Source organism: Acinetobacter sp. LCT-H3 (assembly GCF_001866125.1).
In the GTDB taxonomy this organism is placed as follows: Bacteria; Pseudomonadota; Gammaproteobacteria; order Pseudomonadales; family Moraxellaceae; genus Acinetobacter; species Acinetobacter schindleri.
Genome location: NZ_MODX01000012.1, coordinates 1 through 13293 on the forward strand (window position 1 = coordinate 1; position 13293 = coordinate 13293).

Consider the following 13293-nt stretch of genomic DNA (forward strand, 5'->3'; position numbering starts at 1 on the left):
TGCTAATTCAGCACATATCAGTAGATGATGAAAGAGTACATAAGAAATTTAATCAACTATGTTATGCATTAAAACTGTTACTGCAGAACCAATTTAAAGACCGTGGGGAAAAAAAAATACCATGTGACAAAATTACCAATGAAATTAAAAAAATCGATGAATTTAACACCAGCAATTTTAAAGAATTTTTAACTGGTAAAGAGATGCAAAAGCACTCCATCTCATTAGATTTAGACCGTTACATTGAGCAATTTTGTATTGTCTGTAATGAGCTTAACAACAGGGAATTAAATTCATCGAAGAAACTTAGTATCAAGGATTTGATAAAAAGAATAAAAAAGGAGATTGATGTAACAAACCACTCAGGGCCATCTCCTATTCATATAGAAAATGATGACACAGAAGTCGAGATAGATGAAAAATCAGCAACTATTCTTGATCCTACACATGATGATATCAGTAAGCGTGCAAGTTCTATGATATCCGATGAAAAGCTCAAAAAAATTATTCAGAGACGTGAAGTCCCATTTGTAAGTAATCCACTTTATCTAGCACCCAGTTTATTACATCAGGTATACAACGTATTGCACGATTGTTATCAGGATAAAATGCTCAAAGAAAATAGTACAATCTTTTATGATCAATCTTCTTTGGCATTATGTGGCATGATGTCACTGCTGACTGGTCTGAGTCCTACTATCTTTAAAGATATTAATAATTTGATTGAAAAAGGAAAAATATTAGAAAAAACAAAAGTAAAAAGAATAAAAAAAACAAAAGTAGCAGAAGAAACAGAAGTAATCGAAGTAATCGAAGTAATCGAAGTAATCGAAGTAATCGAAGTAATCGAAGTAATCGAAGTAATCGAAGTATCTTATTATTGGGTGATTGATCCAAAGTTGAATGTAAATCATTCGGGCATTATGAGTGATAAATTACAGCGCTATAACAGAGCATCCACTTATAAATGGCATATTCCTAGTGCTTGGATTATTCAATTAAAAAAAAATGTTATTCAAGAACTATCTGTTCCTGAATACAATCGTTTTTTAAGGCAGCTTTTCAAACCGTATAATTTGGACAAGATTTCATGTGGAATTTTAGAAAAGCAAATATATTTCCATCTGAATATGCAGACAGGTGATGATCTCGTAGCACACTTAATGGCAAATCACGATACGAATCATGTGGTTAATTGGTCCTATGAAGGGCGTAATATTGAAGAGATAAATAGACATTTTAAAAGATACATTGATTGTTTAATAAACCGAAAAAAAGGTGATCTATGGAAAAAAGAGCAGCATCCGGGTTATATCTTTGACCGAGAACAACGTATAGGTAGTCAGCGTTGCTGGACTATCAAAGCAGCAACTCAATTTTTTAAAAATCTTTATGCTTATGTACAGACTACTTTAACGAATGATGAAGCCAATCGGATTGAGAAATTAAATGCTTATAGCATTTGGATGTGGCATCTGTCTTTAATTTGCCTCACTGTACGACCCACGATGGGTATGCCAGGTTTGATCAAAAATTATGATTCAAAATCAAAATTTATCTATATTCATGACAAAAAAATTGGTTCACGACAAGAAGGTCGTTTAGTGCCTGTAGTAGGTTATTGGCAAAAGCATTTTGATGCATACAGAGAGTATATAGATAAGACAATCACTGCATTAGGCATGAAATATCTGCAGGAGCAGTGGAAAAAAAATGAATTCATGCTGTGTATTCTTATCCATCCTCAACTGACTTCCAAAAAGCATAGCGTTGACTTTATAGAAATAGCAGACAATCTTACTTTGGCACCAATGTCAGCAGCTTTTGTGACGCATTACTTGAAAGAAACAGTTCAGATTTATAAAAACTGGCCAAGGCATTTTAGCAAAAACCATCTTGAACTCAGCAGTGATATTCATAATACCCTTTATGCACATGATGGTATTGCCATGGGGTTTGGCCATACTTCATCCTTAAGTCCTTTTCATTACAAAACAGAAATTCAACAACAGGTTGAAGCGTTACTGAAAAAATTAGAAATTTTGGAGCTAGACTTGTTTACCCAGGAAAAATCGCGTGATTAACAAAGAACTAAATCAAGAGATTCTAGAGCAATTACAAAATGCGATTGAAACAGAAACAAAAGCAATTTTTAATCAAATTTCTGAGCTGATTGATCATAAATATACTCAGAAAAAGGTGAATGGTGTCGAGATTGATTTTAAACTTCTTGATCAACGAATTGCTGATAAATTTACAAACTATCAGCAAGTTTTAATAAAAGTTTGTGAGCATTCCCAGCTCAAAAAATATTTCCGCTCTTACCTCAAGGAGTGTTTTAAACACTTTAAAATTATTTGTGAACAAGAGTATCAGGAGTGGCAAAAAAAAAATCCAGATCATGCAAAAATTTACGATATTAAATTACCAGATTGGAAAATAGCAACATTACCGCGCCGCGATAATACTTTAACAGAGGACAAGTTGTGTAATGGAGCTATTCTTGCTGATTTTAAAGAAAAATTTTATGAAAAGTGGAGCTATTCTCTTAATAAAAAGACTCAAAATATAAGTTTACAATCTACAGTTGAAGCTCAGCAAAACTTAGTAAACATATTATTTGAATGTCTATGTATATCATTAATTTTCGATCAAGGATGTATTCATCCTGAACGGCTTATTGCAATTCATGATGCAATTTTTGAAATGAATCTAGACAGTGGACTACTGCCAATTTACTCTGGTTCAAAGAATCATGCCTACGTTTTCTCATACACTCTATCATCTCAAAAATATGGCAATTTCTACCGTTATGATAGCCAAGGAGATGTGGAATTATGGCAAACACAGCAAATATATTTTAACGCAATCTCAATGCTTTGTTATTTGCGTATCCGAGAGCATCTTCATGGTAACCAAGGTTATGCATTACAGTTTACATCGCCTCTTAGTATTTGGCAGCAAACACACGATGATCAAGATCAAAAAGTTAAGCGGGAAGATTTACTTTATAAGCGGCTAAAAGCACATTTTAAAGATGTTGTTCCTGATCATCAATTTATCAAAGAGTTTGGGCGACGTCGTTTTTCTGCTTTCAAGCATATTGATTATGTTCTTTGGCAGGAGATTCCAAATTTAGATCTATTGAGTACAAGTGTACTTAATAACAAAATTATCACTACGCCTTTGATATATGAACAGCATATAGCTATTTATCATCAGCTTGATACCTGGAAAACGATTCAAGAAAGAATTGAAAATACTCATCACACTGTGGAGCTTTCTGTTTCTACTAGTGGTCAGAACGTTAAAGTTTATAATGATAAACGGATGGGTAAACGTAATGATATAAAATCATTGCTTTTATCATTTAGTGAAGATGGTAAAGAGTTGACACTAGCCAAGTTTAATGAAGCTTTGAACGCAAGTATTAATAAATCAGAGGGCGATATACGTTCCTATGAAGCTGGAGAGGGGGAATATATTGATTATGTGGTGGCAATCGCACATTTACGGATATGCCAATGGTTAAAGTATGAGCTAGGTTACAATTCTGGCTCTGGTAAAGCATCACTTCAGGTGGCATCGATAAAACGTTATTATCACAGCTTCGTTTCTGACTTTTTAATTTACATTTTAGAATACCAAATAAATTTGAATAATGCCATCGAAGAACAATTTGAAGAAATGTATGAGTACCTTATTTTAGAAAAATCAATGAAAGATCAGGAAAAGCAGGAAACAATCGCTGAGAAAAATGATAATAAAAAGCACGACACCTCTGGCTATTCTTTCGCGAGGTTAAAAACATTTCATCAGTATTTGGTCAACAAGCATGATGCACCAGTAGTAGCGTACTTGTATGAACATCAGAGAGACAGCGGGAAATTTTTAAAAACACGGACCATTAGTCCGCAGATGTTTGAATTAATGATGAAAATTGTGAAAAATTATCCACACATTTTAGGCATTTCAGGGAATGACATAGTTGCATTGCAATGGGTCTATCGACTCGCATTTAGACTAGGTTTGCGTATTGATGAAGTGACAGGCATCCGTCTCAATGATTTTGACTCTGCACAGCTTCGAAGTCATCTTAAAAATAATCGTTTATATTACGAAGCAAAGTCAGATCCTAAAGATACGACTTCAAATGAATCATCCAATTCAGATATTGAAAATCTGGTTTTAAAAATTCATTCCAACTCTCACCGTAATGTTAAAAACGAAAATGCAAATCGTCAGTTTGATTTATCCTATTTTTTAAATCCAAATGAATTTAAAGAGTTCTGTGATTTTTATAAAAAATATTTAGCTGCTTCTTTGAGCGAAGCGGAATTACAAGTACAGAATACATTACTCTTCACCTTTGAAAATCAACAATTATCAAAAATCACTAGGAGCTTGTTTAATCTGGTATTAGGGACAAGTGATCATTCATATACATTTCACGCATTTAGGCATAGTGCTGCATCACACTTAGCAATTTTATTGAAAGGCAGCCACCAGCTTATCTGTAGTTTTACTGACTATGACTCTAGGTTTGTAGGTAGGCTTAAAAAGCATATATTGCAAAATATCGATCATGCATCATTACATAGCGCAGATGTATGGCAACGTTTAGCACATCTAATGGGGCATGAAGACTTTAACGTGACCGCAAGTAGCTATATACATCATCTTAATATTTTAATTGCAGACATGTTTTATACAGCAAAACGTGAATATCAGCCTGAATTGATTGGTGCATTACTAAAAAATAGCAAAATTATTAATGCTCAATTTAAATCCTTAAAGATATCTGAGGATGAATCAGCTTTTAACATTCTTCAAAAATCTAAGTTTTTTTTAAAGGTTTTTGAAAAACATAATGATCCAAAGCAATTCTTAAAAAAAGATGAAATTGAAAAAAAACAAATGAGTTTTTTATATCCAAAAAGATTTCTAGAATCATATCAGGAATGGAAAGCAAATGACCGGATCATAAATCCTGAAGACCAGCTTGTTAACTTAATAAAGTCAATTAGTAGACAATTTTATATTTATAAAGATAAAGAAATAGCTAGAAGTGAGGAGCGTGATCTGCAAGAAATGGATTTAAATTGGGAGCGAATGATTAATTGGTCGTATTTATATGGAATATGCCATCCATTCATAATTGACAAAGAAATTACCCAAAAAGAAATTAAAAATTTTTATTATATTTTGGAAAATAAAATTTCATTGAAAAATGATCGATCAGTTTTAGTTTTTGAAGCAGTCTGTCAAAAAGATTTAAAATTGTACGATTCATTTGTAGAGTTTATTACCAAAATATATTCGGACGTAGAATCCTACTTAGATATAGAAAAATCAAGTTCAAGTGATTTTGATAAAAAAATAGGGACTGAAGTTAAAATAAAATATTATAAAATTAGTAATAAAAAAGCAGATTCAAAGCATCATCTGATACAAAAAATTGTACTACAAAGTATCTTTTTTAAGATGAAATGCCTTGGAGTACCTTCCCTGGGTCAAAAGAAAATGGTCTAAAATGTTTTACCGGAGAAGTAGGGGGCTACAGTTTTTTTATATTAAAAAAATATATAAAAAACATCGGTATATAACTTTAGGTAATTCATGTTTGATTATTTTTTCATTATTTATGTAAGGTTCCTCTTTTTTTTTGGTCAAAAAAAGGGACACTAAGCGCGAGGTGTGCACTCTGTGAGGTTGATTTTTGATAATTTTTTTCTTGAGAATAGCCTGGATAGGCTAGATGAGAGATTATCAAAAAAAATACTCAATAAACAAAAAGATTTTGTATGACTCGCAGGAGAAAATAAGATTAAATTTAATTGTATTTTTTTATTATTATTGTAAATTTATTCGGATATTATTTTTTAAATTTAATCTATAAAATATAAAATTATATATAAGGTAAATTTTATAGACTAGGGAGTTAGTATAAATTATTTACCCTATAAATTCATTTGTTTTATTATGTAAAATAGGGAAATTAGTTTTTATTTTTATAAATAAAAAAATTAATTTTGCTAGATTTATAATATTAAATACAGCATAGAAAAATGGGTTGTGTTTTTGGTTTGATTTTATAAGCTAATTTTAAATAGCCTAAGCAAATATATTTCAGAAAAATAGCCCAAGCCTTTGCTTTTTAAAACTGCTGTTTTACAAAGCAAAGGCTTGGGAGTCCACCAATATGATTATTTTTAGATTTTAATGAGATACCAAAAAATGGAGAAGATAAATTAATTAGCTTAGGTAAACCTTCTATAAGTATGCAGCATAGATTTTGAGCTAAACACGCATCCTTGTATGTAGGTAAAATACAGGGATTTTTCGGCTAAAATTTTGAAAAAATTAAGCCAGCATTCAATTTTAAAATATCACTAAAAAATGAATAAAAAATTCTAATTTGGTTTGACCAAAGAAAAAGATACCCATATGATAATTACGTTACAGCAAAATCTGTAATCGGGCGTGGAAACCTGAAAATTACTACAGAAGCATTAAAACCGCTTTAGCGGTTTTTTGTGCTTATTATGCTTAGTTTGCCATTATGGTAGGCCAGGCAGGGCAGTCTATGACTGGCCGTCTTCTGTAGTGCGGTATTTCCACCCCTGTTTGGTCTACCTCCATCTCGTGGAAAAGATGGTTGTAGATAGTTAACTCTAAACTACAGGTACTAAACATGAAGATTTTATTATCTAATCCCCCCATTTCTCTTAGGTCTCTTTTGTTAGCGCTGACTGAATATTGACGGTCATTTAATTCATCGCTTTAACCAAATCGAACTATTTACACTTTCAAATTTCGTACTTGAGTGAAAGTAGGAAAGTGTTGCCTGGAGAAATAAGAAATGGGTTCTACACGACTATTGACCAATATTATTCAGCGTAAAGTCATGTTGCCAGAAGAAATGTCACCTTCAATGCAGCGTGACAATTTTGAAGTTGCACTGACTGATTTTGAAAAGCATCCAATCATCAAATGTTTATTTAAGGCGGATAACCAGCGTTCTACGGAATGTTGGAGCGTGCAAGAAATTGCAAACTTTATTGAGGATTGCACAGAAGATCAAAACATCAATTTATGCATTTTGTATTGGAAAGATATACACGGCAATATTTACATTATTGATGGAGCACATCGTCTTTCCTGTATCTATGCGTGGATTAATAGATATTTTGCGGATGAGCAAGTCAATCAAGCACCTAATTTCAATGATCCACAAAAACAAGATATTCGTTACCTCCGCAATTATTTAGGAGATCTCGCTGATTTTCAAAGAATTTGCACTGATGCTGAATTTGCAGAAAAAAAGTCGAAGTTAGAAGATATTAAAATCAGTTTCAGGCAGGTACTGGGGACTCCGGAAGATGCGCGACGGGTATTTCAATCGATTAACTCAGATACTAAACGTTTAGATAAATATGAGGAATATCACCTAAGAAATCGCGGTAGTGACGCGTATTATGCGATCTATGCCTGTTGTTATATCAATGACAATAAATCTAACCTAGAAGAGCTCCAATATACACGTTTAAATGAGTTGATTGAGTTAGGGGAGAGGATCCACCAGCTACTTTTTTCGACCATTTTATTAGACAATGAAATGAGTCATGGCAAAAAAATTGGCTTGGTCAATGAGCTGATGAATATCATTGCGGGTGATCAGATTCATAATATTATGAGTCTGAATCAGGGGGAGCGCGTTGAAAACCTAATGTCGCATCTGTTGACCATTCTTTGCAGAATAGCGACGCCTGTAAAAAATGCTGGGGTTCCGAGTTTGGGCTTACATCCATACTTATATTTTTATAAGGATCAGCGTTTTCAGATTACTTCTTTTCTTGCATGGTTTTCAATTGTGTATGAAATTCATGAAAGCCGCATGCAGATTCATCATCGAACGATTAGTTTCAAGGACTTCACCCGGGTACGCCGTAGTATTGAGTTCTTGATCGCCAATTTCCCCGTGGCGACCACCGAAACGGTCGGCAAGTTCGGCAGTGGTATCAAGGGCTATGATCGGCTACAAATTGTCTATAAAGCCTTTATTTGCTTAAGCTTGGAAATGGATGTTGATTTTGATGATGAGAAATGCCTGAATACCTTTATTCTGTCCATGTCTAAGGCCTTCAAGTACATAAACTTTAACGAGTTCTATATCGAAAGGTTTTTGGGTGGTTATGATGATGCAGTAGTCAAGAATGTGGTGGGATATGTGGAGTCGATTAGTCCAATTTCTCGGTCAAAGCCAAAGGCCTTTTCGGCATTAACCAAGAGTCTGCTTAAGCACAATTTTGTGGTGGGTAATCATAACTTTTGCCTCATTTGTGATGGATTGATCTATCTTGATTCTACTGAATCGGATCATAGGATTGCCAAAGCCGTAGGTGGGCAAGGCGTTCTAGAGAATGGTCTGCTGGTTCATCCCATCTGTAATAGAATGAAATCAGATCTGAGTCTGGAAGAGATTAGAGCGGATTTGTTTGGTGAATTACTGTATTGAGCAGCAGAGGGGGTAAATTAATTTTCTAAAATTTATCAATGATTTAACTTTTGATATATTCAGCCAATGTGGTTGTTTTTAATTCACTTTAGAATCACAACCAGAAACTAGCTGTAGTTTCTGAATGACCGTCAAGGTCCTTAGTTTTGCCTATAGATTCCCCCTATGGGCATTTTTTTTGATCAAAAACATGTATAGGTGACTTTAAAATAAACCTTTTAGCAATTCATACGCAATAAGGCTGATACCATTAGCACAATAAAAATGAGTTCCACTCTAGTTAACATCTTAGTTCCATTTACTTTTCACTTAATTTATATAGCAGTTAACTCGTAGCATCAATGAAATAACATAACATGGAAAATAATCAAAAAGACAGAATTTGGATTTTGATCAGATCTGCTGTTTACATGCTTCTACAGTAGCTTTGAATGTTTCACTTAACCTTTAAACTTTTTCTAAAATTAAATATATTTACATATGTGTTCTAAAATTTGATAGAATTTATTAAAACTTTAGATTCTAAGTGTAAATAATGAGAAGCGCTAATATTCGACGTGATGGCTACTTAAAATTTCTGAATACATGGCAAGACCGTGATGTCATTAAAGTACTTTCAGGTGTGCGTCGCTCTGGAAAATCCACCTTATTGGCGATGTTTCAACAAGACCTAAAAGCACAGGGTGTACAAGCCGAAAACATCATTGCTATCAATTTCGAATTTATGGAATTTGAAGAACTCACCGATTACCGTAAACTACATGATTATGTACTGTCTAAAGTTGATAAAAGCAAAAAAAACTATGTTTTTTTAGATGAAATACAACATGTTACAAATTTTGAGAAAGTAGTCGATTCTTTATATGTTCGGGATTATATCGATTTATATATTACAGGCTCAAATGCATTCTTTCTAAGTGGAGAACTTGCGACTTTACTTACAGGACGCTATATCGAGCAACACGTTCTACCTCTGTCATTCCAAGAATTTAAACAGTGGCATATTGAAAATAATCCGATCATCCAACAATTATCCAATCGTGATTTGTATGCCATGTATACGCGCAGTAGTTTCCCTTATACGCTTGCCATGACTAGCCAGCAGGAAACTTATGATTACTTGCAAGCGGTCTATGCCAGTGTAATGTTTAAAGATGTTATTCCCCGTTTGAATACTGCCGATATTAATTCTCTCGAGCGTGTCGCAAGATATTTGGCAAGCGTGACAGGCTCACCTATTTCCATCAATAAAATTAAAAATACCTTTGTTTCAAGTGGGGTTAAGATTTCATTTGAAACAGTGAAACGCTATATTCAGGGCTTACAGGACAGTTTGTTATTTTATAGTGCCGCACAATTTAAAGTACGCGGGCGTGAGTTATTACAATCCTCTGAAAAATACTATTTAGTTGATGTCGGATTGCGCCGGATTATGTTGCCTGATGCTAATGCTGATCAAGGTCATATCTTAGAAAATGTGATTTATCTTGAGCTTGTCAGACGAGGTTATACGGTCTATGTAGGGCGGGTTGATGAATATGAAATTGATTTTGTTGCTGTCGATACTTTACAGAATTTAACTTATTATCAGGTGGCATTAGAAACGCTCAATGAGGAGACACTCAGCCGAGAGTTACGTCCATTACAGAAAATTTCTGATTCATATCCCAAGTATTTACTTACCTTAGACACCATAGGGACTGAAGCGAATTATAATGGTATTGTAAAAATGAACGCTCTTGATTGGTTGCTGTCTGAAAATAAATAAAGTGGAGTGTAGGCATCGACAATCTAATTTCTCGATCAAAGCCCAAGGCCTTTTCAGCATTAACCAAAAATTTGCTTAAGCATAATTTTCTAGTGGGTAATCATAACTTTTGCCCCATTTGTGATGGATTAATCTATCTCGATTCTACTGAATCGGATCATAGGATTACCAAAGCCGCAGGTGGGCAAGGTGTGCTAGAAAATGGTCTGCTGGTTCATCTGCTCTGTAATAGAAGAAAATCAGATATCAGCTTAGAGGAGACTAGAGCGGATTTGTTTGACGAGCTTTTGTACTAATTTGTCAGCAAGATATGGCTTTGGTCTGGCTGATTTACCCTAACCAGCCTTGCAAGTCATGGTTAGTCAATACTCTTGTTCTTAACCTGAACATAACGCCTAAACGATCCGATTCTATAAAGTTGGATCGTTGATTAAGCCGTTTTTAAGGACTGATTTCTATATATACAGGGGGCAGTCCTTTTAATATCACTTTGATTCATCGTATTGAAATATTGATGTTACAAAATAGTACTATTCATGTGATTGATTTAAATCAAATAGGGGATTGCAAAATGAAAAGTTTACTAACAACATTACAAGGCTTATTAGTACGTGAGCCGTCAGATTTAACCTCACAAACAATTGCTAAAATGGATTTAACCATTCATCGCCAATACCAAGATCAACAGGTGATACTATTACGTACTGACTATTTAGAATAGTCTGAATAATTAAAAAAACACACAAAATAATGAAGCTATAAAAAAGCTCCTTTAAAAAACCGCAATTCATTAAAACTACAACAAAACTTACTTTTAAGCTGTGCGATCATCAATATACTGTGAGCCACAGTCGCTGATTTAAATATAGAGTAGTAGCGAGAATTGCGCTGGAGTTTCTGAAGGATATTAATTCCTTAGTTTGCCCATTCATCCATCTGGGCATTTTTTTTGATTAAAATACAATGCTGTTCTTGCTAAAAAATGACGGCACCCACCATAAAACACAATATTCCAAAAATAATCCAAGGCCAGATCTTTGTCTTCGGTTGTTCTAAATTCTGAGGATTATATTCCGTGTGTTCTAGCGATGTCGGTTGTGGAACACGGGTCTTTTTAGAGTAAGGCTGGTGTTTAGAGTAAGATAGTCCCGTACCTGGAATACCGACACTGGTTCGCGTACCTTTTTTCCCAATATTTAGAGAAGCACCAGGTTTGCCAATGCTGGCACTGCTGATGCCTTTATGGGTCAGATTAATTTTAAAACCCGGGAATAATTTAATACTTTTACGAAATCTAAAACCCATATTGCTCTCATTCTAAAACTTAGCTCAATTCACGCGCTATACTAGGATCCATGATCTGCTAGAGATCGTACTTTGACGGCTATCATCAGGATACTAGTATATTTTTTATCTGGTGATTGCAATACTACCTTTAAATACCGTCAAAAATGTTTACTGTATATTTGCTGTAGGGTAATCTTAAAGCTGCTATTTATTGACTGATTGGTATATGACGACAGATAAGCATGAAGTCCTGCTACGAATGCGAGCGATCGAGCTGCTTGCTTACTGGGAAGGTCGTTTGGTTACCAATCGTTTAATGAGCTGGTTTGGGCTCAGTCGACAGCAGGCTTCTGCGGATATCAAGCGTTACAATACGCTGTATAACCCAGATGCCTTGGTCCATGATCCCTCCGTAAAAGGCTATGTGCCTAAAGCCACGTTTCAACCGGTGCTGACTACCGTACATATCAATGAATATCTCAATATGCTGTCAGGTTTGGTTAGTGAATCGCATACCCTGATTGCGACACCAGAACCGAATCTTGCAGCAGTTCAATTACCTGATCGCAGTGTACGTCCTGAAGTGATTCGGGAAGTTTTGCGTGCCTGCCGCAACCAAAGTACTTTAAAAATGATTTATGCCTCGATGCAGAATCCGCAGTGGCATGAACGCATCATTTCCCCACACACCCTGGTGTATACCGGTTTTCGCTGGCATGTCCGTGCCTATTGCCATCAGAGCAAGCAGTTTAAGGACTTTTTACTCTCCAGAATTGATCGCACACCTGTTGTGGTGGCGATTGAGTCAGTAGACCCTGCTCAGGATCAGCAATGGCATGAAGAAATTGTACTGACGCTGATCCCTAATCCAAAATTGAACTCATCACAACAAGCGCTGGTCGAAAAAGACTTCGGCATGCCTGATGGCAGATTACAGATTCCGGTGAAAAAAGCCCTGGCTCACTATACCTTGCAGCGATATCAGGCCGCGATCACGCTGGCTGAGGCGGATGATGCCTTGAAATATCCCTTGGTACTACAACGCTCAGATATCGAAAAGCTGTCGTCTTACCTGTTTGATCAGGCCTCATAGGAGATTGGCCATGTTAGAACAATTTCATTATGACAGTGACCTGATTGGTGGCTCCCTGATGGTGCGTGAAAGCCGGCTGATCGCGGATCTGTTATTACGAGAAGCGATTCCAGAACAATGGCATCAGGCAATTCAGATTGACAATATTCTGCAAAAAAGAACGCCTGCTTCAGCCCAACGTAACGCCACTGCCATTCGTAAGCGTCTTGAGCGCTTAGAGCCTGATTTCTGGAAAGCTTTGCGTGATGGGGATGATGAGCTGGCGACCCAGGTGGCTTTTTGTGGCGCACTGGAACGCAACCTGTTGCTGCTTGAGTTTATGGAAACGGTGATGAGGGATGCCTATATCTCTCAGGCGCAACACTTGGACAGTTATATCTGGTCAGATTTTTTGGATGAACGCTCACAACGTGATCCGGATATCTGTGATTGGAAAGAGTCCAGCAAGAAAAAAATGGGGCAGGTGGTCTTTCGCATGTTGGCAGAAGCCGGTTACTTAAAAAGTACCCGTAAGCTGGAGTTGCAGCGCGTGATCGTCAGAGCAGAGCTGCGTAGCCTGTTGGAAGAACATTATAAACAACGCATTAAAAGATCTATGGAAGTGTCGGTATGGACGCGTTAGTTGTA

Annotated in this window: 8 protein-coding genes and 1 pseudogene; 8 read left to right on the forward strand and 1 reads right to left on the reverse strand. The window is 35.6% G+C overall.

Annotated elements, in window-relative coordinates:
- From BK820_RS08035 to BK820_RS08055, 6 genes and pseudogenes are all read left to right on the forward strand, one after another.
- On the forward strand, positions 1 to 2084 hold a 2084-nt coding region (locus tag BK820_RS08035), incomplete at its 5' end, for a hypothetical protein (protein ID WP_249449724.1).
- Positions 2077 to 5532 carry an integrase gene (locus BK820_RS08040; RefSeq protein WP_071320609.1) on the forward strand — a complete coding sequence of 1152 codons (3456 nt, stop codon included), beginning with the start codon at positions 2077 to 2079 and terminating at the stop codon, positions 5530 to 5532. The genes BK820_RS08035 and BK820_RS08040, both read left to right, overlap by 8 nt.
- A gap of 1330 nt (positions 5533 to 6862) precedes the next feature.
- Positions 6863 to 8518, forward strand: a complete 1656-nt coding sequence (locus BK820_RS08045; RefSeq protein WP_071320610.1) for an HNH endonuclease signature motif containing protein — start codon at positions 6863 to 6865, stop codon at positions 8516 to 8518.
- A 535-nt stretch (positions 8519 to 9053) separates the two neighbouring features.
- The gene (locus BK820_RS08050; RefSeq protein WP_071320611.1) at positions 9054 to 10286 is read left to right on the forward strand and encodes an ATP-binding protein; all 1233 of its coding nucleotides are present in this window, start codon (positions 9054 to 9056) and stop codon (positions 10284 to 10286) included.
- A gap of 26 nt (positions 10287 to 10312) precedes the next feature.
- Positions 10313 to 10582, forward strand: a pseudogene (locus BK820_RS15100) (HNH endonuclease signature motif containing protein); the annotation flags it as partial.
- Positions 10583 to 10857: 275 nt separating this feature from the next.
- On the forward strand, positions 10858 to 11007 hold the full coding sequence (locus BK820_RS08055; RefSeq protein ID WP_225554346.1) for a hypothetical protein: 150 nt from the start codon (positions 10858 to 10860) through the stop codon (positions 11005 to 11007).
- 254 nt (positions 11008 to 11261) lie between these two features.
- Here the strand turns inward: BK820_RS08055 and BK820_RS08060 are convergent, their stop codons facing one another.
- Positions 11262 to 11591 carry a DUF4236 domain-containing protein gene (locus BK820_RS08060; RefSeq protein ID WP_000506885.1) on the reverse strand — a complete coding sequence of 110 codons (330 nt, stop codon included), beginning with the start codon at positions 11589 to 11591 and terminating at the stop codon, positions 11262 to 11264.
- A 208-nt stretch (positions 11592 to 11799) separates the two neighbouring features.
- On the opposite strand from BK820_RS08060, the gene BK820_RS08065 reads away from it, so the two are divergent.
- Positions 11800 to 12666 carry a BrxR family helix-turn-helix transcriptional regulator gene (locus tag BK820_RS08065; RefSeq protein ID WP_071320612.1) on the forward strand — a complete coding sequence of 289 codons (867 nt, stop codon included), beginning with the start codon at positions 11800 to 11802 and terminating at the stop codon, positions 12664 to 12666.
- Positions 12667 to 12676: 10 nt separating this feature from the next.
- Positions 12677 to 13288 carry a DUF1819 family protein gene (locus tag BK820_RS08070; RefSeq protein ID WP_005253591.1) on the forward strand — a complete coding sequence of 204 codons (612 nt, stop codon included), beginning with the start codon at positions 12677 to 12679 and terminating at the stop codon, positions 13286 to 13288.
- The last annotated feature ends 5 nt before the right edge of the window (positions 13289 to 13293 follow it).